The organism is Micromonospora sp. NPDC002389 (genome assembly GCF_040296095.1).
GTDB lineage: Bacteria > Actinomycetota > Actinomycetes > Mycobacteriales > Micromonosporaceae > Micromonospora.
Genome location: NZ_JBEOWP010000001.1, coordinates 142547 through 163249, shown reverse-complemented (window position 1 = coordinate 163249; position 20703 = coordinate 142547). Strand labels below are relative to the sequence as shown.

The following is a 20703-nucleotide window of genomic DNA, read 5'->3' as shown; positions in this document are numbered from 1 at the left end:
GGGCGCCAGGTCGATGCCCATGGATTTCCGTCCGGTCTGGAGGCTCACATGAAACGGTCCAGAACCCTGGTGCTCACAGTGGTCGGCGCACTGGCCGCCGCGCTCGGTGCGGTCTGGCTGGCGCCCGCCGCGTACGCCGCCGGAGTCACCGCCAGCTTCGCCAAGACGTCCGACTGGGGCTCCGGTTGGGAGGCGAAGTACACCATCACCAACGGCAGCAGCAGCACGGTCAACGGCTGGAGCCTCGCCTTCGACCTGCCCAACGGCACCACGCTCGGCAGCTACTGGGACGCGCTGCTGACCTCCAGCGGCCAGCGCCACACGTTCACCAACCGCTCCTGGAACGGCGCCATCGCCCCCGGCGCGTCGGTCTCCTTCGGCTTCCTCGGCAACGGTTCCGGCGTACCCACGAACTGCCGGCTCAACGGCGCGGCCTGCGCCGGCGGCACCACCCCGACCACCCCGCCGCCGACCACCCCGCCCCCGACGACGCCGCCGCCGACCACGCCACCTCCGACGACCCCGCCGCCGACCAGCCCGCCGCCGGTCACCGGCCTGCCGAAGCACATCCTCACCGGGTACTGGCACAACTTCGACAACCCGGCCGTGGAGCTGCGGCTGCGGGACGTGCCCACCGAGTACGACCTGGTCGCGGTCGCCTTCGCCGACGCCACCACCACCCCCGGCGCGGTCTCCTTCGCCATCGACCCGGGCCTGTCCGCCTCGCTCGGCGGCTACACCGACGCCGACTTCTCCGCCGACGTGCGCACCCTCCAGAGCCGGGGCAAGAAGGTGATCATCTCGGTCGGCGGCGAGACCGGCCGGGTCGCGGTGAACGACGCGGCGTCCGCGGTGGCCTTCGCCGACAGTGTGTACGCGCTGATCCAGCGCTACGGCTTCGACGGCGTCGACGTCGACCTGGAGAACGGCCTGAACCCGACCTACATGGGGCAGGCGCTGCGCTCCCTGCGGGCGAAGGTGGGCAGTCGACTGATCATCGCGATGGCACCGCAGACCATCGACATGCAGAACCCCACCACCAGCTACTTCAAGCTGGCGCTGGACATCAAGGACATCCTGACCGTGGTGAACACCCAGTTCTACAACTCCGGGGCGATGCTCGGCTGCGACAACAACGCCGCGTACGCCCAGGGCACGGTCAACTTCATCGTCGCGCTGGCCTGCATCCAGTTGGAGGCGGGACTACGGCCCGACCAGGTCGGTCTCGGCCTGCCGGCCGGTCCCGGGGCGGCCGGTGGCGGCATCGTCGCGCCCAGCGTGGTCAACGCCGCGATGGACTGCCTCACCCGGGGCACCAACTGCGGCAGCTTCCGCCCGCCGCGTACCTATCCGGGCCTGCGGGGCGCGATGACCTGGTCGATCAACTGGGACGTCACCCACAACAACTCCTTCGCCCGCACCGTCGCCCCCCACCTCCGCACCCTCCCCTGACCCCCACCTGACCGCCCCCGGCCCTCGCCCGCCCCCGTCCGCCCCGCCTCAACCTGCCCTCGTCCCTGCCCTGGGCCAAGCGCCGAGCCACGCCATCCCTGGTCGCCTGCCCTGGGTTCCCGCCCGGGCCCCGGCGATCATGGAGTCATGGCCCCCGCAAAAGGCTGTATAAAGGGTCAAAGCGAGCGCCACAAGTCCATGATCGCCGGGGCTGGGGCCGGGCCGGGGGCGGGGCTGGGGCTGGGCCGGGGGCGGGGGCGGGGGCGGGCGACGACCGAAGGCCGGGGGGCGAGGGCGGGGCGCCCCGGCGCGGGGGTCAGCGGGAGGCGGGGGTGCGGGGGCGGGTCCGGGTGCGGCGGCGCTTCTTCTTGATCGCCCAGGAGACGATCATGAGGATGAAGACGGCGATGATGCCGTAGTCGAACCAGGAGCTGTAGCGGTCGATCTCGTGCCACTGCGAGCCGAGCGCATAGCCGAGCCCGATGAACAGCCCGTTCCAGATGCCGCTGCCCAGCGTGGTCAGCGTGACGAACTCGGCCAGCGGCATCCGGTTGGCACCGGCCGGTATCGACACGAGGCTGCGGACCACCGGTGCCATCCGACCGAAGAAGACCGCCCACCGGCCGTACCGCTCGAACCAGCGATCGGCCTTCTCCAGGTCCTCCAGGTCCACCAGCGGCAGGCGGTCGAGCCAGCGTTTGATCCGGTCTTCGCCGAGCGCGGCGCCGAGCCAGTAGAGCACCAGCGCGCCGAGCAGTGAGCCGGCGGTGGCCGCGACGGTCACGACGACCACGTTGAAGCGGCCCTCGCCCGCCAGGTACCCGGCCATCGCCAAGACGATCTCGCTGGGGATCGGCGGGATGATGCTCTCCAGGGCGACCAGCAGGGCCACGCCCACCGCTCCGCCCGCCTCGATCACGCCGGCCACCCAGCCGGTGAGTCCACCGAGTTGGCTCGGGTCGACATCCTGGGCGAGTGCCATGCGGTGCCTCCGCGAGGTTCCGTAAAGGAAGGCTCCTACCCGCCCGGGGCCGCTGTTACTCCTCGGGGTGCAGGGCGGCGTCGGCCGGGCCGAGTCGCCAGTCGGTGAACCGGACGGTCAGCCCGCCCCGGCTGGGGGAGCAGCAGTACGGTCCGGCGGAGGCGTCGGCGTCGGGCGCGAGCGGTGCGAGCCGGACCAGCCGCCACTGCTCGCCGGCCACCCGGGCGCGTACGGTCAGCGCGTCGCCGGTGCGGCTGACGCGTACCGTCACCTCGTGGCCGGCCCACTCGGGCACCGGGGCGACCGACCAGTCGGAGAAGTCCCGGGTGACCACCGCGCCGACCTGCGGGTGGCCGTCGCTGACCTCCACTCCGGCTTTGACCCAGGTGCGGTCGTCCACCCACACGAGTACGCCGGCCTGGTCGAACTGTTCGGTGTAGTCGAGCGGGAAGTCCACCTCCATCGCGCTGCCCACCGGGAAGGGCGTGAGCAGGGCCGGAGCGTCGTCGTGCACGAACCCGTAGCTGGTGTGCCGCCACAGGTCGCTGCTCGCCCCCGGTTCGACGCTCAGGACGCCGGCCGGCTCCACGGCCGTCCGTGCCGGCTGCCCGTGCCAGGTCCCGCTGGACCACTCGATGTTCCGCATGACGGCACGGTACCGAGCAGTCGCCCCCGGCGGGGCCGCGCCGCGACGTGGGCGGGTTTGCCGGGCGGGCGGTACGGAGAAGGTTCCCGGGCATGTCTGACAGGTGGTACTCGGAGGCGGTCGTGTACTGCCTCGACATCGACACGTACGCGGACTCCGACGCCGACGGGGTCGGTGACATCCGGGGTCTGATCGGCCGGCTGGACTACCTGGCCCGGCTGGGCGTGACCTGCCTCTGGCTGCACCCCATCCACCCGTCGCCCAACGGTGACGACGGGTACGACGTGACCGACTTCTACAACGTCGACCCCCGCTTCGGCACCCTCGGCGACTTCGCCGAGCTGCTGCACCAGGCCGGCAACCGAGGCATCCGCGTGATCATCGACCTGGTGGTGAACCACACCTCGGACCAGCACCCGTGGTTCGTCTCCGCCCGGTCGTCGCCGGACTCGCCGTACCGCGACTGGTACATCTGGTCCGACGAGGAGCCCTCGGACCGGCACCAGGGCATGGTCTTCCCCGGCGAGCAGCACGAGACCTGGACCTACGACCGGACCGCGAAGTCCTGGTACTACCACCGCTTCTACAAGTTCCAGCCGGACCTCAACACCAGGAATCCCCAGGTACGCGCCGAGATCAAGAAGATCATGTCGTTCTGGCTCCAGCTCGGGGTGGCCGGGTTCCGGATGGACGCGGTGCCGTTCATCATCGAGCGCACCGAGCCCGGCGACCCGAACCCAGAGCTGGACTTCGAGTTCCTCACCGAGCTGCGCCAGCACGTGCAGTGGCGTCGGGGCGACGCGGTGCTGCTCGCCGAGGCGAACGTCGAGCCGGACCAACTGCCCGCGTTCTTCGGCGACAGCGGCGGTTCGGCCAACCGGGTGCACATGCTCTTCGACTTCATGCTGAACGGGCGGCTGATGCTGGCCCTGGCCCGGCAGGACCCGGAGCCGGTGATCGAGGCGCTGCGGGACACCCCGGCCCTGCCGGAGGGCGGCCAGTGGGCCACCTTCCTGCGCAACCACGACGAGATCGACCTGTCCCGGCTGACCGCCGAACAACGCAACCAGGTGTACGCGCAGTTCGGCCCGGACGAGAACATGCGGCTCTACGACCGGGGCATCCGTCGTCGGCTGGCGCCGATGCTGGGCAACGACCGGCGGCGCATCGAGTTGGCGTACTCGCTCCAGTTCTCGCTGCGCGGCACGCCGGTGCTGCGCTACGGCGAGGAGATCGGCATGGGGGAGGACCTGTCGCTGCCGGGACGGGAGGCGATCCGTACCCCCATGCAATGGTCCTACGAGCCCAATGCCGGCTTCTCCCGGGCGGAGTCGGAGAAGCTGGTGCGCCCGGTCATCGACAAGGGTGAGTTCGGGTACGAGAAGGTCAACGTCACCCTGCAACGACGGGACCGCAACTCGTTGCTCGGCTGGTTCGAGCGGATGATCCGTACGCTGCGCGAGGCCCCGGAGATCGGCTTCGGCTCGACCACCCACATCGACGTACCGATGCCTCCGGGGGTGTTGGCGCACCGGGCCGACGGGCCGACCGGCACGATGGTCTTCCTGCACAACCTGGGCACCGACGACGCCGAGGTCGACCTGAGCATGCTGGAGTCGGAGGCGGAGCTGCCGATCGACGTGCTCGCCGACCGCAACTACGACGACGTGGGCAAGTTGGACAAGCTCAAGATCGCCGGCCACGGGTACCGGTGGATCCGGCTCTGTCGATCCTGGTCCTTCTAGCTTCTGCGCCGAAGTCCCCGGCCGTCGCAGGCCGGTCGGGGACTCCGGCGGGACTCCGGCGGGACTCCGGCGGGACTGAGGCGGGCGGGAGGTGGGTTAGGCTCCTGCCGTCGAGCGAGGTTACCGGGAGGTAGGCATGTCGGAGGGGCAGCGGGTCGCGATCGTGACCGGGGCGGCGCGCGGGATCGGCGCGGCCACCGCCAGGCGGTTGGCCGCCGACGGGCTGGCCGTCGCGGTGGTCGACATCGAGGAGTCGGCGACCGCCGAGACGGTGGAGGCGATCACGTCGGCCGGTGGCCGGGCGCTCGGCGTCGGCGCGGACGTGTCGGACCGGGCGCAGGTGGAGGCCGCCGTCGAGCGGGTCGCCACCGAGCTGGGCGCGCCGACCGTGCTGGTCAACAACGCCGGGGTGCTGCGGGACAACCTGCTGTTCAAGATGACCGACGCCGACTGGGACACGGTCATGGGCGTACACCTGCGGGGTGCCTTCCTGGTCAGCCAGGCGGCGCAGAAGCACATGGTCGAGGCCAAGTGGGGTCGGATCGTCAACCTCTCCAGCACGTCCGCGCTCGGTAACCGGGGGCAGGCCAACTACGCGGCGGCGAAGGCCGGGATGCAGGGGTTCACCAAGACCCTCGCCATCGAGCTGGGGCCGTTCGGGGTGACCGTCAACGCGGTGGCGCCGGGCTTCATCGTCACCGACATGACCGCCGCGACCGCCGCCCGGATGAAGATCGACTTCGAGGCGATGCAGAAGCACGCCGAGGGGGAGATCCCGGTACGCCGGGTCGGGCGGCCCGAGGACGTGGCGCACACCATCTCGTTCCTGGCCAGCGAGGGGGCGTCCTTCGTCTCCGGGCAGGTGATCTACGTCGCCGGTGGTCCGCGCGACTGACCCGTTCCTGTTGGTGGTGGGTGGTGGGTGTTAGCAGGGGACCCTTCCTATACACGAGGCGTTAGTAGGGGGCCCTTCCTTACACCCGGGGGCGGGTGAACCAGAGCCAGGCCAGGCCGAGGACGGGCAGCACCAGCGGGATGTAGCCGTACCCGCTGCCGAAGCCGGACCAGACCGTCTCGTCTGGGAACAGGTCGGGGCGGGCCAGGCTGAACGCGCCCACCCCGACCACACCGACCAGCTCGACGAGGCAGCAGGCCAGGGCAACGCTGCGGCCCGCGTGCCCGGCTCGGGCCAGCCCCACCGCCGCCACGATGTAGACCAGGGCGGCCAGCGCCGAGAGCAGGTACGCCAGCGGCGCCTCGTCGAACCGGGTGATGATCTGGAGGCCGGCGCGGCTGGTGGCGGCGATCGCGAAGAGCAGGTACACCGCGATCAGCAGGCGGCCGGGGCCGGCATTGGTCCGGGTCGTCCCGGCGGTCCGCGCCTCAGCCACCGAGCACCTCCCAGGTCTGCTGGAGCCGTACCACGACCACCGGCGTCACCAGGCAGACCGCGCAGACGATCGCCGAACCCCAGCGGGTCGGCTCCATCCGGGCCAGCACCGCAGCAAGCGGCGGCAGGCAGACCAGCGTCACCAGGTAGCCGAAGAACGCCCCCGGCTCGCCGGGCTGCTCGCCACCGGCGAGGGCCACCCCGGCCAGCACCGCCAGCCCGAGCAACGCCAGCTCCAGCACGGCCAGGCCGATCATCTGTACCCGGTCCGGCGCCCGGTGGCGCAGCGTGGCCACCAGCGCCCACACGGCGACCAGCAGCGACAGCACGATGGCGACGGTCGCCGGGACGCCGTCGACCGGGGACCCGGCGGCGGGCGCGGCGGTCACCGGGTCCGTCCGGTGCTCGTTCCGATCACCGGCCCACTCTACTAATCCCCGTAGTACAGACGGCGGGGCGGCGGGCCGGACCCGCCGGGGGACTAGCGTGGACCCCGCTGCGGGTCAGCAGCAGCCAGGCGAGACGGCGGAGGTACCGGTTATGCGGTTCGGGTTGTTCGGCACCGGCCACTGGGCGGCACAGACGCACGCGGCGGCGCTGGACGCGCACCCGAGGGCGGAACTGGTCGGCGTCTGGGGACGCAACCCGGATCGCGCCGCCGCGCTGGCCACCCGGTACGGCGTACCGGCCTTCACCGAGGTCGAGGCGCTGATCGAGGCGTGCGAGGCGGTGGCCGTGGCGCTGCCCCCGGACGTGCAGGCCGACATCGCTGCCCGGGCCGCCACCGCCGGCCGTCACCTGCTGCTGGACAAGCCGCTGGCGTTGACCGTCGCCGACGCCGACCGGGTGGTCGAGGCCGCCACCGCCTCCGGCGTGGCCTCGGTGGTCTTCTTCACCGGCCGGTACCAGCCGGAGGTCGCCGGTTTCATCACGGCCGTCGCGGCGGCCGGTGGCTGGCACACCGCAAGCGTGGTCCGGTTCGCGTCGATCTTCCAGCCCAGCAGCCCGTACGCCCAGTCGCCCTGGCGGCGCGAGCGCGGCGCGCTCTGGGACATCGGCCCGCACGCGCTGTCCGTCCTGCTGCCGGTGCTGGGCCGGGTGCACCGGGTGACGGCCGTGGACGGCCCCGGTGACCTGGTGCACCTGCTGCTCACGCACGACGGCGGGGCTACCAGCACGGTGTCGCTGACGCTGGACGCCCCACCAGAGGCGGTCGCGGCGGAGTTCACCCTCTATGGCGAGAACGGCGTCGAGCGGCTGCCGAACCCGGACGGTTCCTCGGCGACCGCCTTCGGCGTGGCGATCGACCAACTGCTGGCCGAAGTGGACGGCGGCAGCCGGGACCATCGCTGCGACGTCCGCTTCGGCCGCGAGGTCGTCGCCGTACTGGCCGCCGCCGAGACCGCCCGGACCCGCTCCGCCACCGTGGACCTACCCGCCTGACCCGCGTCCGGCCAGGCCGGACGCGCACGTGCCGGTAATTCGATGGCCGGGTCAGGGCGCGGTGGTTAGGGTCGCCGACGTGGTCACCTATGCCTCGATGATCGCGGCCGGCATGCCGGCCGCGTGCTGGTGCCTGGCGTCGGCCCGGCTGCGGGCCCCGCGTCCGGCCCTGGCCGGCGCGACCCGCGACTGACGTCTCCGCGTACGTCCTTCGGCACCGCCGCACCGTGCGGTGTCCCCTCGCGCCATGCCCAGGGCCGTCCGAGTCCCGACCACTCGGACAGGCCCCGCTGACGGCTGCCTGTCCGTACCCGTCGCCCCGACGGCGACAGACAGGACGACATCGTGGCGCCCCGCCGTACCCGTACCACCGCACGTGACCGGTCCCGTCGCGTACTGTCCCAGAACTTCCTGGCCGATCCGGCCGCCCTCCGGCGGATGGTGGACGCCGCCCGCCCCGATCCCGACGGCCTGGTGTTCGAGGTGGGCGCCGGACGGGGACAACTGACCCGGCCACTGGCCGCGCGGTGTGGGCGCGTCGTGGCGTACGAGGTGGATCCGGACGCGGGCGCGGAACTGGCCCGGGTCTGCGCCGCGCTGCCCACCGTCACGCACCGCCAGGTCGACTTCCTCACCGTGACACCGCCTCGGGAGGAGTTCGCCGTGGTCGGCAACATCCCGTGGTCGCTGACGGCGGCCGTGGTGCGCTGGTGCCTGGCCGCGCCGACGCTGCGCTCGGCGACCCTGATGACCCAGTGGGAGTACGCCCGTCGTCGCGCCGGTGACTACGGCAGGTGGACCCGACTGACGGTGCTGACCTGGCCGGAGTTCGAGTGGCGGCTGGCCGGACGGGTGCCGCGTACCGCGTTCCGTCCGGTGCCCCGGGTCGACGCGGGGATCCTGCGGGTGGACCGTCGGGCGCGTCCGTTGCTGGCCCCGCAGACGCTGCCCGCGTACCGGCGGATGGTGGAGCTGGGCTTCGGCGGTGCCGGCGGCTCGGTCGCGGCCTCGCTGGCCCGGCAGTACCCGCGGGCCCGCCTGGCCGCGGCGCTGCGCGCCGGGCGGCTCGCGCCGGACACCCCGGTCGGGCACGTCTGGCCGGAGCAGTGGTTGGCCCTGCACCGGCTCCTGCACGCGCGCTGACCTCGGCTCAGGTCGCCGCGCGCAGCGCCTCACCGAGCTCGGCCGGGGAACCGAAGTGCTCCACCGGCAGCGCCCGGACCGCCTCCAACTGCTCGGTGCTGGCGCCGTTCTCCTGGCACCAGCGGATCAGGTCCTCGCGGGAGACCGGAAAGTCCAGCCCCGCGATCTGGTCCGGCAGGAAGGCACCGCTGTCGGTCATGGTGTCCGATCTACCCGCCCGAGGTGCCCGGCACACCCCCGGTTTGCTCCCGGGGGTGCCGGGTAGCCGCAGGCATGCTGGTACAGCGGCTCGGCGCGCCGAGCGACCTCGACCCGTTGCTGGAGCGAGTCCGGGACGTCCGGGTGGTGATGATCGGCGAGGCGACGCACGGTACCCACGACTACTACCGCATCCGGGAACAGCTCACCCGGCGGTTGATCGCCGAGTGCGGGTTCAGTTTCGTCGCGGTGGAGGGTGACTGGCCGGACTGCGACCGGGTGAACCGTTCGGTGACCGCTGCGGCGGGTGGTGCGATGGAGCCGCAGACCGCGCTGGAGCGTTTCGAGCGCTGGCCGACCTGGATGTGGTCCAACGCCGAGGTGGCCCGGTTCTGCCGCTGGCTGCGAGCGTGGAACCTGGAACGACCCGAGGCATCCCGGGCCGGGTTCCACGGTCTGGACGTGTACAGCCTCTGGGAGTCGATGCAGGCGATCTTCGACTACCTCGGCGAGGAGGACCCGGCGTCGCTGGAGGCCGCCCAGGACGCGTACCGGTGCTTCGAGCCGTACGGCAAGCAGGTCGAGGAGTACGGCCTGGCCAGCCGTTTCGTCTCCGCCCGCTGCGAGGAGGAGGTGGTACGGCTGCTGGCGCGTACCCGCGAACACGCCGCCACGGCCGGACCGGGCGCCTTCTCGGCCTGGCAGAACGCGGAGGTGGTGGCCGGCGCGGAGCGGTACTACCGGGAGATGGTGGCCGGTGGGCCGGGATCGTGGAACATCCGCGACGGCCACATGGCCGACACCCTGGACCGGTTGCTGGACCGTTACGGGCCGGGCGCCCGGGGCGTGGTCTGGGCGCACAACACGCACGTCGGTGACGCGCGGGCCACCGACATGGCCGCCGACGGGATGCTCAACATCGGCCAGCTCGCCCGGGACCGCTACGGGCCGGACGGGGTGGCCCTGATCGGCTTCGGCAGCTATCGCGGCACGGTGACGGCAGCACCGCGCTGGGGCTCTCCGGCCGAGGCGATGGTGGTGCCGCCGGCCCGCCCCGGTTCGGTGGAGCACCGGCTGCACGAGCTGATGCCGGACCGGGCGGTGCTGGTCTTCGGCGGCCCGGACCAGCCGGGCTGGGTCACCGACACACTCGACCACCGGGCGGTCGGCGTGGTCTACGACCCGTCGTTCGAGTCGTGGGGCAACTACGTGCCGACCCGGCTCGGGGAGCGGTACGACGCCTTCGTGTGGTGCGACGAGACCACCGCCCTGCACCCGCTGCCCGCGCTGACCACACCGGGCGAGATGGAAACCTATCCAGCAGGCGTCTGAACGCGCGCTGCGGTGCGCTGCGGTGCGGTGCGGTGCGGTGCGCGCGCTTGCGGTGCGGTGCGTGCGTTCGGTGTGGGCGGGGTGCTGATGTTAGGAGGGGTCCCCTGCTATGCACGAGGCGTTAGCAGGGGACCCTTCCTTACACAACCCGTCAGGTGCCGGCGTGCACCTTGTCGTCGAGCTTGGCGCGTAGCTTCTCGCCCTCGATGTCGACGTTGGGCAGGAACCGGTCCAGCCAGCGCGGCAGCCACCAGGCCGCCTTGCCGAGCAGCGACATCACCGCCGGGACGATGGTCATCCGGACCACGAAGGCGTCGATGGCGACACCGACCGCCAGCGCGAAGCCCATCGACTTGATGACCGGGTCGTCGAGGAAGACGAAGCCGCCGAAGACCGAGGTCATGATGAGCGCGGCGGCGGTGACCACCCGGGCACCGTGCCCCATCCCGTTGATGGTGGCCTGCTGGGCGGTGTCGCCGTGGACGAAGTCCTCCCGCATCCGGGAGACCAGGAAGACCTCGTAGTCCATGGCCAGGCCGAACAGGATGCCGATCAGCAGGATCGGCAGGAAGCTGATCAGCGGGCCCGGGGTGTCCAGGCCGAACAGGTCCGCCAGGTGCCCCTGCTGGAACACCGCGACCGTAAGACCGAAGGTGGCCGCCACGGTGAGCAGGAAGCCCAGCGCCGCCTTGATCGGCACCAGCACCGACCGGAACACCAGCATCAGCAGCAGGATCGACAGGCCGACCACCAGGCCCAGGTAGACCGGCATCGCGTCGGAGAGCTTCTCCGAGATGTCGATGCCGATGGCGGTCACGCCGGTCAGCAGCACGTCGGCGCCCTGGACGCCGTCGACCGCCGTACGGATGTCGTGCACCATCGTCTCGGTGGCCGGGTCGGTCGGGCCGGTCTGCGGGATCACGCCGAGCAGCGCGGTCCGGCCGTCCGGGCTGAGCTGCGGCGGGGCCACCGCCAGCACGTTCTCGGTGTTCTGCACCAGGTTGGCCACCTGCGGCACGGCGGCGGCGGTGGCCTGCGCGTCGTCGCCGGCCACGACCACCGCGAGTCGGCCGGTGAAGCCCGGCCCGAAGCCCTCGGTGATCAGGTCGTTGGCGACCCGGGGAGCCGAGCCGGCCGGCGCGGTGCCGGCGTCGGGCAGGGCCAGACGCATGTCCGGGGCGGGCAGCGCGAGCAGGCCGAGACCGATCACTCCGGCCAGGATCACCGGGATCCGGAAGCGGGTGAGGAACGCCGCCCAGCGGAACCCGAACGTCGACCGGTCCTCGCCGGTGATGGTGGCCGCGTCGGGGCCGACGCCGCTCTCGGCCGTCTCCGGCTTGCCCTGGTCGCCGTCGGCGGCCTGCGGTGCGGCCGTACGCAGCTTGCGGGGCAACACCCGGCGGCCGGCGAAGCCGAGCAGGGCCGGTTGCAGGGTGATCGCCACCAGCACCGCCACGGTCACCGTGCCGGCTGCGGCCAGACCCATCACGGTCAGGAACGGGATGTTCACCACCGACAGCCCGGCGAGGGCGATGACCACGGTGGCTCCGGCGAAGACCACCGCCGATCCGGCGGTGCCCACCGCTCGACCGATCGCCTCGTCCGCAGGCAGCCCTTCGAGCAGGTTCTGCCGGTAGCGGGAGGTGATGAAGAGCGAGTAGTCGATGCCCACGGCGAGGCCGAGCATCAGCGCGAGGATCGGCGCGGTGCTGGTCAGCTCGACCACGCTGCTGAGCGCGAACAGGCCGGCCATGCCGACGCCGACACCGATCAGCGCGTTGAGCATGGTCATCCCGGCCGCCACCAGCGAACCGAAGGTGATCACCAGGACGATCAGGGCGACCGCGACACCGATCGCCTCGGTCGAGCCCACCTCGGGCTCGGCGTTGAGCACCTCACCGCCGGGGGCGACCTGCCAGCCCTGGGCTTCGGCCTGGGTGCCGATTTCCTCGTACGCCTCCCGCTGCTCTTCGGTGATCGCGTCGGAGCCACCGCCGAACTGCACCTGGATCAGGGCATACCGACCGTCCGGTGACACGGCGCCGACCTGGAACGGGTCGACGGCGGCGAGTACGCCGGGGACCGCCGTGGCCTCCTGGGTGATCGACTGGACCACCGCCTGGCCTTCGGGTGTGCCGAGTTGTCCCTCGGCGGGCGCCTTGACGGCGATCGTGCCGGTCGCGCCGGACGCCGCCGGGAACTGCTCGGCGAGCAGGTCGAGAGCGCGCTGCGACTCGGTCCCGGGCATGGTGAAGTTGCTGGCCGTCGGGCCGCGCAGGGTCGCTGCGGCCAGGCCGAGCCCGACGAGTACGACGAGCCAGATCGCGGCCACGAGCCGCCGTCGGCGCATCGAACCCCGGCCAAGCCGGTAGAGCAGGGTCGCCATGAGGTCCTTTCCCTCGGTCAGTGAATGTGGAACGGGTCAGTGAACGGGCTCCAACGCCCGTCGCAGCAGGGCGAGCAGGGCGGCGCGCAGGTCCTCGTCGGACACCTCGGCGAACTGTCCGCAGGTCTCGGCGATGCCGGCGAGCAGCACCAGTGCGCAGATCCGGGCAGAGTCCCGGGACGAGCGTCCGGCCAGGGCGGCGATGAGCCGCTCGGAGATCTCGTGGATGTGCGCGAAGTCGGGTTGTTGCAGCAGTTCCGGGAACTCGCCGCGGAGCAGGGCGATCTCGCCACGGAACCGGACCGCCAGGTCGACGAAGCCCTCGGTGGCGACCTGCTGGGCGCGGGCCGGGTCGTCCTGCGCCGCGATCCGGTCGTCCAGCGCCTGCAACACCTCGATCGCGGGCGCCATCAGCTCGGTGAGGATCGCCTCCTTGTTGGCGAAGTGATAGAGCACCGCCGCCTTGGAGCAGCCGACCTCACGCGCGATGTCCTGCAACGAGGTGCCCCGGTAGCCGGTGGCGGCGAACCGCCGGGTGGCGGCGGCCAGGATCTCGTCGTGGGTCTGCTGGGTCGGGCGTGCCATGGCAGCCAGCATGCCTGACCGATCGGTCAGAGGCTGACCGATCGGTCAGATCAGTGGTCTTCGCCACAACCACCCGGGTTCGATTGGCTCTCGGGCCCCGTCCGTCCGATGCCCAGAATCGCGGTATGACCTTTACTGTGATCGATCGGGCGAATGCGCTGCGCGCGCTGCACCGCCCCGGTGACCCACTCGTCCTGCCCAACACCTGGGACGCCGGCTCGGCCCGGGCCGTGGCCGACGCCGGCTTCCCCGCCGTCGCCACCGGCAGCGCCGCCGTCGCGGAGTCGCTCGGCTATGCCGACGGCGAGCGCACCCCACCGGCCGAGATGTTCGCGGCGGTGGCCAGGATCGCCCGTGCGGTCACCGTGCCGGTCACCGCCGACCTGGAGCGGGGGTACGGCCTGCCTCCGGCAGAGCTGGTCGAGCGCCTGCTCGACGCCGGAGCGGTCGGGCTCAACCTGGAGGACTCCGAACCCGGCGGCGGCGCGATGGTGGACACCGAGAAGCAGGCCGACCTGCTGGCCGAGGTCCGGGCGGCGGCCGACGCGGCCGGCGTACCGGTGGTGCTCAACGCCCGGGTGGACGTCTTCCTCCAGCAGGTCGGCGACCCGGAACGGCGACTCGCCGAAGCCATCCGCCGGGCCCGCCGCTACGTGGCGGCCGGTGCGGACTGCGTCTATCCGATCGTGCTCGCCGACGCCGCCGACCTGCGTACCTTCGTGGCAGAGGTGTCCGGCCCGGTGAACGTCCTGGCCCGCCCGGCGGCCCCGACGCTCGCCGACCTCGCCACGCTCGGCGTCGCCCGGGTCAGCTACGGCTCCGGCGTGTACGCGGCGACCCGTGCGCACACCGCCCGCCTGCTCGCCGCGATCGCCGCCGGCGAACGGCTGGGCTGAGCCGATGAGCTGGGCTTCCCGGGTGCGCTGGGCCGAGCGGGTGAGTTGGGCTGAGCGGGTGAGTTGGGCTGAGCGGATGAGCTGGGCCGAGGGGTTGCGCCGGGCCGAGCGGGTGCGCCGGGTCGACTGCCGTGCGGAGGCGGCAGTGCCGAGCGTCACCTGCCGGTGGCGGAGCCGGGTGCCGCGTCACGGCGAGTGAGTCGAGCCGACCGTCCACGCCCCAGTGCGCCTGTCGAGCTGACGGCGTGGACGGATCGGCGCGGCTCCGCCACGCTCCAGCCGCGCCCTGTCGAGCTGAGAGCGGGGACGGATCGGCGCGACTCCGCCCACGCTGCAGCCGCGCCCTGTCGAGCTGACGGCGTGGACGCCATCGGCGCGTTCCGGTTGACCGCGTGTCGCGGCGGCGGGATGGTGAGCGGATGAGTCGGGCGGACGAGACCCGGGACGGCGTGGCGCTGACCAACCTCGATCAGGCGCTCTTCGACGGGTCCGGTGCGATCAAGCGGGACCTGGTCGACTACCTGGACGCGGTCGCCGATCGGCTCGTCCCGCACCTGCGCGGCCGACCGTTGTCGGTGGTCCGGGTACGCCCCGGCCAGCCGCCGTTCATGCAGAAGAACCTGCCCCGCTACACCCCCGAATGGGTACGCCGCGTGCCGGTCTGGGCCGAGGCGTCCCACCGGGAGATCGCGTACGCGCTCTGCGACGACCGCCGTACCCTGCTCTGGTTCGCCAACCAGCGCGCGGTGGAGTACCACACGACGCTGGCGGTGGTCGACGACCTGAGCCGTCCCACCCACCTGGTGCTCGACCTCGATCCGCCGTCCGACGGCGGCTTCGGTGCCGGGGTGGCCGCCGCGCTGCTGGTCCGACAGGCCCTCGCCGACGCCGGGCTGGCCGGCGCGGTGAAGACCAGCGGGGCCAAGGGAGTGCACGTCTTCGTGCCGATCGCGGCCGGTCCGGACGCCGAGGAACTGGCCGCCGCCACCCGGGCCCTCGCGGCCCGCGCGGAACGGCTCGACCCGGCGCTGGCCACCACCGCGTTCATCCGGGAGGACCGGGCGGGCAAGGTCTTCGTGGACCCGACCCGGTCCGGCGGGGCCACCGTCGCGTCCGTTTACAGCCCCCGGCTGCGACCGGGTGTGCCGGTCTCCTTCCCGGTGCCCTGGGCCGACCTGGAGTCGGTGGCCCCGGCCGACTTCACCATCCGGACGGTGCCCGGCCTGCTGGCGGACCGGGACCCGTGGGTCGAGGAGATGCCGCCGCCGCAGCGACTCCCGGCCGACCTGGTCGAGGAGGGCCGGACCATCCCGATCCCCCGGGTGCAGGCCATGCACGAGGGTCGCCGCCGGGCCCGCGCCCGGCGCGCCGAGGGCGGCTGAGGACCGGTCCCGTCAGCCCTTGATGGTCCAGCGCTGCTTGGTGACCCATTCGGCGCCCGGTGCCACGGCCAGCTCGCGCCACTCGATGACCAGGAAGTCGGCGCCCGGCATCCGTACCGGTTGGGCCAGTTCCAGGACGGCGAAGTGGTTCGGCTGGTTGTGCTCCAGTTCGTGCTGGCTGACCCCGGTGCTGCCGCAGCCGGAGACGATCAGCGGGCGGGGCGTGACGCTGGAGTCGTTCTGTGGGATCCGCACCAGCGTCTCGCGCAACTGCGGCTTGTGCTTGTGCCCGTGCAGCAGCAGCGAGAAGCCGAGCCGTTCCAGGCGCTGCTCGACCAACCCGGCGTCGCGGACGGTGGACAGGTCGAGCACGACCGCGTCACCCCGTCGCGGCTCCAGCGGTTCGGGGAAGGGGTGCAGGTGGTGGTGCATCACCGCGACCCGTACGTTCTCCGGTGGCTCCTGCTCCAGCAGTTCCTTGACGATGTCGAGCTGACGTTTGCCGATGTAGCCGTAGTGGTTCTGGTCGTCCTCGAAGATGCAGGAGTTCAACCCGACGATGGTCATCGTCCGGTCGGTACGCCGATAGACGATCTCCCTCGCCTCCGGCCGGGTGCCCGAGGTCCGCAGGTCCCACTCGATGCGCGGATAGACCTCGTGGAACAGCTCCTCGCCATAGAACTGGTGCGCGAAGGTGAGGTAGTTGTCGAAGCGGTTGGCCCGGTTCGACTTGGTCTGGAGCCAGTCGATGTCGTGGTTGCCGGGGACCAGCACCACCTGACTGCGGTCCATCCCGGTGTTCTCGCACAACTCGGTGAGGAACTGCCGGACCAGGTCGAACTCGTCCTGCCGACCGGTGTAGGTGGAGTCGCCGGAGACCACCAGGACGGCGTCCGAGGCGGCGCAGCCGGATCGTTTGAGGGCGGCGTGGAACTCCCGGGTCAGCTCGACGCTGAGCCGGTCGGAGTTCTCGGTGTCGGCGAACCGGTGCACGTCGATGCGACTGCCGCCCTCGGTGATCGACCCAAAGTGGACGTCGGAGATGTGGAAGATCATCCGGCGGGGGAAGTCCGGGTCGCCCGTCGGCGCGCCCCGCTCGTCCACGGTCGTCGACGCCGGATCCTTGGCCCCCTCGACCAGCCAGCGCGCGAAACCGTCCGCGTCGCGCAGCGGCAGGCCGTTGGCGTGCAGCATCAGGATCTGATCGGCGGTCGACTCCAGGTGGAGCCGTTCGGCGCCGTACCGGACCGCCGCCCGCCCGAAGCGGCGAGCCGCCTCCACGTCGCCCAGCACGAAGTGCGCCTCGGCGCGGACCAGGTTCGCCCAGGAGTCGGTCTCCTGACCGGGGCGGGAGTCGATCTCGTCGAGCACCTGCCGATACCGCGCGAGCGCCGGCTCGGGGCTGCCCGGATCGGCGATGGCCATCATGCCGGCGCAGGCCACCGCCAGGTACAACGAGGTGGGGGAGAGGGTGGCACCCTGCTGGTAGAGGCGCAGCGCCTCGGCGTACCGGCCCTGGCGTTTGAGGGCGCCGCCGAGCATGCCGAGCGTCTCCGGGTCCGACGGGTTCAGCTCGTACGCCCGGTTCAGTGCCACCTCGGCCGCGTCGAGCCGGGTCAGCTTGCGCAGGTAGAAGCCGCGCTGCCGGTGTACCTCCCAGTCGCCGTCGGCCTCCGGGAAGGCGGCGTCGAGCACCTGCACCGCGCTGGCGTAGTCGCTCTCGGCGGCCAGCCGGTAGCTCAGCGACAGCAGCGCCCCGGTCGGCAGGTCACCCGACTGCCGCGCCCAGTGCCAGACGGCGAGCAACTGCTCGATGTTCCGGCTCCGCTCGATCTTGTGGTGCAGTTCCTGCTCGAAGGCGACCCGGTCGGTACGCGGATGGAAGTTCAGCCCCAGGTCACTCAACGCGTCCCGGACCGGATTGTGCACGTGCGGGCTGTCCGAGATGAGCGCCTCGCGATAGGCGAACCGGAACCGCGGATCCTGGTCGAACTGTGGACTGTAGAACAGCACCCGCTGGCTCTTCAGGTCGAACGGCAACTCGGTGCCGTGCACCGCGACGAGAATCGTCTTGCCGGGCGAGATCGCCTGCCGGACGCCCAACTCGTAGTAGACGCTGCCGTTGGGTGAACTGATGTCGGCGACCACCACGTCGGCGGCCTGGAGGTGCCGGAACGCCTGGTTGACGATGGTGCCGGGCTCGGTGATCTCGTCGGCGCGGAACACCGACCAGCCGGCGTCCTGGGCCACCGGACGCAGGATCCCGTGATAGAACCGGTCGAAGTCGTGCATCAGGCCGGAGGGCAGCCGTTTCAGCCCGAACGGCATGATGACGAAGAGCTTCTTGGCACCCGAGATGTTCGACATCGACGTTCCGATCGTGCTGGTCAGGTGTGGCTCTCGAAAAGGCCCTTGCCGTTGACCCGGACCAGGGTCGCCAACTCGCTGAAGTCAGCGTATTCGTAGACCCGGATCCGGGGTATGTCCGGATGATTGGAGTTGGCCGCTCCACGGAGGAGGAACGGCAGCACAGCAGACGTGTGTCTGAAATAGATGGACGGTTTCCCCAGGGCGATCGCCACCCCGGCCTCGACCAGTGCGCTCGACGGATTCGACAGCGGCAGCACCAGCAGGAAGTGCCGACTGCGCGCCAGCGCCCGTAACTCGTCCCGGAAACCGAGGTCGACGGCGGGGAAGTCGACGATCTCGGGACGATCCCGACCCGCGTAGTAGCAACTCAGCCCGGAGCGCTGCTCGATCTCCCGGACCAGCGTCATGATCTGCTGACGGTGGACCGGGTACTCCGACTCGGGTAGCGAGGCCATCGGCGTCGAGACGAACACGTCGAACTCCGGCCCGTCACCGGCCAGGGACCGGCGGCGTACCGTGGCGATCACCGCGACCGTCGCCCCGGTGACGGCCACCCCGGCGAGGAACGACACCAGCGCGACCGCGACCGTGCCACCCTGCCCGAGCAGCGGCACCACACCCTGCACGACCGCCACCACCACCGTGGCCGAGGCCGCGATCGCCGCACCGCCGTAGGACGCCTTCTCGGTGGCCGAGATCCGCGACCATCGTACGTTCACCCGGGGCACCGGCAGCCCTTCCGCAGAGTGGCGAGGTGCTCACAGCATAGTGTCGGCGCGCACCTGCGTACTGACCGCCGATCGGGGGTCGGAACGGCCGGTCTGCCGCTGGTCAGTCCGTGTCCGGCGCCACCGCCATGCCGACGGATCCGCAGGTCTCGGGCGCGTTCCGGAACCGCTCGACGTCGAGGACGTAGACGCTTGAATCCTTACCGCCTGCCCGACCCGAATCTCACGGATCCCGGCAGGATTCCGTTACCTCGGAGCCTCAGTCGGCTCGTCCGGTCAGCGCCAGACGCACCCCTAGACCGATCATGACGAGACCAGCTGCTGCACCGATGGCCTCGAGACGGCGCCGTGACTTTCCCAGCCACAGCCGTGCGGTACCGGCAAACAGCGCCCAGACGCTGTCGGAAATCAGCGCGATCACCACGCAGACGAGCCCCAGCAAGAACATCTGAAGCCAGACACGGCCGGCGGTGTGATTGACGAACTGCGGGAGGATCGCCGCGAACAGGAGAAAGCCCTTGGGGTTACTGACTCCGACTACCACGCCTTCGGTGAAGATCCGCCGCATGCTCTTACCTGCCATCGTGCCCTCCATCGCCGTACCGAGCGCCGCACGATGCCGGAAAGCTTGGACCCCCAGGTAGACGAGATACGCAGCCCCAATGAGCTTGATGACGTTGTAGACAAGGATCGAGCCTTCCACCAGAGCGCCGAGACCGACCGCGACGGCAGTGACTTGGACAATGAGCCCAGCCTCATTGCCCGCGACAGTGACCAGAGCAGCTCGCCTTCCGAGGGAGACACCACGGCTGACCACAAAGAGGACGCTCGGCCCCGGAACGGCGATCACCGCCAGCGCGACGACGAACAGCGCGGCAACCTGATGAGGCTCGATGATCATCCGACGGATACTAGTCCGACCGGCCGCAGCCGGACAAACGAATGAGGCCGCCGACCGGGTTCCCTGGTCAACGGCCTTCTCGTCTTTGTAGCAGCTTTCCTGGCAAGTGTGCCCCCGGCAGGATTCGAACCTGCGCCCCCGCCTCCGGAGGGCGGTGCTCTATCCCCTGAGCTACGGGGGCTCAGCGACTGGTGAAGACTAGCAAACCCACCCCCCGATCGCCGAACCGGCACCCCGGCCCCACCCTTACCCCCACCCCCGCGTCGTCCCGTTGATCAAGAGGTTTTGGTGCTCGACGGGCGCTTCCGAAGGCCAAAACCTCTTGATCAACGCAGCGAGAGAGAGTGCGGGCGGGGTGGGGGGCGGGTAGGGGTGGGGTGGGTGGGGGTGGGTGGGGGTGGGTTAGGTGGCTTGGGTTCGGCCGCAGCTGGGGAGGGGGTGCGGCACGATGCGGCGGGGGAGGCGGCGGGGCCACTCGTTGCGGGCCCAGGAGCCGTCCACGATCAGGTGCACGGTGCGCTGCTCGGTGCCGCTGAGGCGGAGCACGAAGTCCCGGGGAAGTGCCGGGTCCACCGACGGGGTGGTGACCATGAACCGCACCCGCCCGCGCGAGGAGACCGCCGAGATCACGTCGGCTGCCGGCATCGTGCCGACGAGCCGTACCCGGCCGAGCCAGTAGACCTCGGCGAGGTGCTCCTGGGCGGCTCGGGTGATGGCCGGGTACTCGCTGCGTACCCACCGCTCGACCGCGCCGACGCAGAGCCCGCAGGCGCGCTCGCGCGGCTCGCGCGGGCCCAACCCCCAGGCTCGCAGGTACGCCCCGACGACCCCGGCGTCGAGGGTGAGCCCGAAGTGCTGCTCGATCAGGGTGTGCAGACTCTGGCGAGTCCACAGTTCCTCGTCCAGACCGAACTCGTCGGGGTGGACGCCCCGGAGTGTGTCGATCAGTTCCAGCTCCTGCTCGCGGCTGAGCGCTCCCGACTCGCTCTGCCGCTGTCCGCGACGGACGGCTGCCACCGCCCCGTCACCGCCGATGGTGTGGCGTCGGCACCAGCTGGTGACCGAACGCCGTGCGTCTCTGAGTGCAACCCCCACGTCCTGCGCAACGAGCCCGAATCCCAACT

General features: G+C 71.3%; 20 protein-coding genes and 1 tRNA gene. 9 read left to right on the top strand and 12 right to left on the bottom strand.

Annotated elements, in window-relative coordinates; genetic code table 11:
* Nucleotides 1-48 precede the first annotated feature (48 nt).
* Entirely contained in the window at nucleotides 49-1452 is a 1404-nt protein-coding gene (locus ABT008_RS00740; RefSeq protein WP_350692497.1) for a chitinase, read from the top strand.
* A gap of 316 nt (nucleotides 1453-1768) precedes the next feature.
* Here ABT008_RS00740 and ABT008_RS00735 read toward each other — a convergent pair whose 3' ends face one another.
* Nucleotides 1769-2434: a DedA family protein gene (locus tag ABT008_RS00735; protein WP_350692495.1), complete on the bottom strand. Its 666-nt coding sequence runs from the start codon at nucleotides 2432-2434 to the stop codon at nucleotides 1769-1771.
* Nucleotides 2435-2489: 55 nt separating this feature from the next.
* The gene (locus ABT008_RS00730; protein ID WP_350692493.1) at nucleotides 2490-3080 is read right to left on the bottom strand and encodes a DUF1349 domain-containing protein; all 591 of its coding nucleotides are present in this window, start codon (nucleotides 3078-3080) and stop codon (nucleotides 2490-2492) included.
* A gap of 92 nt (nucleotides 3081-3172) precedes the next feature.
* Here ABT008_RS00730 and ABT008_RS00725 point away from each other — a divergent pair, with 92 nt between their 5' ends.
* Both ABT008_RS00725 and fabG read left to right on the top strand, forming a co-directional pair.
* Nucleotides 3173-4825, top strand: coding sequence for an alpha-amylase family protein (locus tag ABT008_RS00725; RefSeq protein ID WP_350692491.1), 1653 nt, complete (start codon nucleotides 3173-3175; stop codon nucleotides 4823-4825).
* A 136-nt stretch (nucleotides 4826-4961) separates the two neighbouring features.
* Nucleotides 4962-5720, top strand: a complete 759-nt coding sequence (fabG, locus tag ABT008_RS00720; protein WP_350692490.1) for a 3-oxoacyl-ACP reductase FabG — start codon at nucleotides 4962-4964, stop codon at nucleotides 5718-5720.
* A 79-nt stretch (nucleotides 5721-5799) separates the two neighbouring features.
* Here the strand turns inward: fabG and ABT008_RS00715 are convergent, their stop codons facing one another.
* Nucleotides 5800-6216, bottom strand: coding sequence for a hypothetical protein (locus tag ABT008_RS00715; protein ID WP_350692489.1), 417 nt, complete (start codon nucleotides 6214-6216; stop codon nucleotides 5800-5802).
* Nucleotides 6209-6604 carry a hypothetical protein gene (locus tag ABT008_RS00710; protein ID WP_350692488.1) on the bottom strand — a complete coding sequence of 132 codons (396 nt, stop codon included), beginning with the start codon at nucleotides 6602-6604 and terminating at the stop codon, nucleotides 6209-6211. The genes ABT008_RS00715 and ABT008_RS00710 overlap by 8 nt, the downstream gene beginning before the upstream one ends.
* A 151-nt stretch (nucleotides 6605-6755) precedes the next feature.
* On the opposite strand from ABT008_RS00710, the gene ABT008_RS00705 reads away from it, so the two are divergent.
* Both ABT008_RS00705 and erm read left to right on the top strand, forming a co-directional pair.
* A complete protein-coding gene (locus ABT008_RS00705) occupies nucleotides 6756-7658 on the top strand; it encodes a Gfo/Idh/MocA family protein (RefSeq protein ID WP_350692486.1) in 903 nt (300 codons plus the stop codon).
* Between the two features lie 345 nt (nucleotides 7659-8003).
* Complete coding sequence (gene erm / locus ABT008_RS00700) at nucleotides 8004-8801, top strand: ErmE/ErmH/ErmO/ErmR family 23S rRNA (adenine(2058)-N(6))-methyltransferase (protein ID WP_350692484.1); 798 nt, start codon at nucleotides 8004-8006, stop codon at nucleotides 8799-8801.
* Between the two features lie 7 nt (nucleotides 8802-8808).
* Here the strand turns inward: erm and ABT008_RS00695 are convergent, their stop codons facing one another.
* Nucleotides 8809-9000: a DUF2795 domain-containing protein gene (locus tag ABT008_RS00695; protein ID WP_350692482.1), complete on the bottom strand. Its 192-nt coding sequence runs from the start codon at nucleotides 8998-9000 to the stop codon at nucleotides 8809-8811.
* Between the two features lie 74 nt (nucleotides 9001-9074).
* Between ABT008_RS00695 and ABT008_RS00690 the strand changes: the two genes are divergently transcribed.
* Nucleotides 9075-10331, top strand: coding sequence for an erythromycin esterase family protein (locus ABT008_RS00690; protein WP_350692481.1), 1257 nt, complete (start codon nucleotides 9075-9077; stop codon nucleotides 10329-10331).
* 151 nt (nucleotides 10332-10482) lie between these two features.
* On the opposite strand, the gene ABT008_RS00685 is transcribed toward ABT008_RS00690, so the two are convergent.
* Nucleotides 10483-12717 carry an MMPL family transporter gene (locus ABT008_RS00685; protein ID WP_350692480.1) on the bottom strand — a complete coding sequence of 745 codons (2235 nt, stop codon included), beginning with the start codon at nucleotides 12715-12717 and terminating at the stop codon, nucleotides 10483-10485.
* A 36-nt stretch (nucleotides 12718-12753) separates the two neighbouring features.
* Nucleotides 12754-13302 (bottom strand): TetR/AcrR family transcriptional regulator, encoded by a 549-nt coding sequence (locus ABT008_RS00680; RefSeq protein ID WP_350692478.1) that lies wholly within the window; start codon nucleotides 13300-13302, stop codon nucleotides 12754-12756.
* A gap of 125 nt (nucleotides 13303-13427) precedes the next feature.
* Between ABT008_RS00680 and ABT008_RS00675 the strand changes: the two genes are divergently transcribed.
* From ABT008_RS00675 to ABT008_RS00665, 3 genes are all read left to right on the top strand, one after another.
* Nucleotides 13428-14198, top strand: a complete 771-nt coding sequence (locus ABT008_RS00675) for an isocitrate lyase/PEP mutase family protein (RefSeq protein ID WP_350692476.1) — start codon at nucleotides 13428-13430, stop codon at nucleotides 14196-14198.
* A gap of 4 nt (nucleotides 14199-14202) precedes the next feature.
* Nucleotides 14203-14397, top strand: coding sequence for a hypothetical protein (locus tag ABT008_RS00670; protein ID WP_350692475.1), 195 nt, complete (start codon nucleotides 14203-14205; stop codon nucleotides 14395-14397).
* A gap of 220 nt (nucleotides 14398-14617) precedes the next feature.
* Nucleotides 14618-15580, top strand: coding sequence for a DNA polymerase domain-containing protein (locus tag ABT008_RS00665; protein WP_350692474.1), 963 nt, complete (start codon nucleotides 14618-14620; stop codon nucleotides 15578-15580).
* Nucleotides 15581-15592: 12 nt separating this feature from the next.
* Here the strand turns inward: ABT008_RS00665 and ABT008_RS00660 are convergent, their stop codons facing one another.
* The 5 genes from ABT008_RS00660 to ABT008_RS00640 all read right to left on the bottom strand — a co-directional run bounded on the left by ABT008_RS00660 (nucleotide 15593) and on the right by ABT008_RS00640 (nucleotide 20674).
* Nucleotides 15593-17947: a metallophosphoesterase gene (locus ABT008_RS00660; RefSeq protein ID WP_350692472.1), complete on the bottom strand. Its 2355-nt coding sequence runs from the start codon at nucleotides 17945-17947 to the stop codon at nucleotides 15593-15595.
* 20 nt (nucleotides 17948-17967) lie between these two features.
* Entirely contained in the window at nucleotides 17968-18669 is a 702-nt protein-coding gene (locus ABT008_RS00655; protein ID WP_350692470.1) for a hypothetical protein, read from the bottom strand.
* Nucleotides 18670-18937: 268 nt separating this feature from the next.
* A complete protein-coding gene (locus ABT008_RS00650; protein WP_350692469.1) occupies nucleotides 18938-19579 on the bottom strand; it encodes a LysE family translocator in 642 nt (213 codons plus the stop codon).
* Nucleotides 19580-19688: 109 nt separating this feature from the next.
* Nucleotides 19689-19760, bottom strand: a tRNA-Arg gene (locus ABT008_RS00645).
* A 221-nt stretch (nucleotides 19761-19981) separates the two neighbouring features.
* Nucleotides 19982-20674, bottom strand: a complete 693-nt coding sequence (locus tag ABT008_RS00640; protein ID WP_350692467.1) for a winged helix-turn-helix domain-containing protein — start codon at nucleotides 20672-20674, stop codon at nucleotides 19982-19984.
* Nucleotides 20675-20703 lie beyond the last annotated feature (29 nt).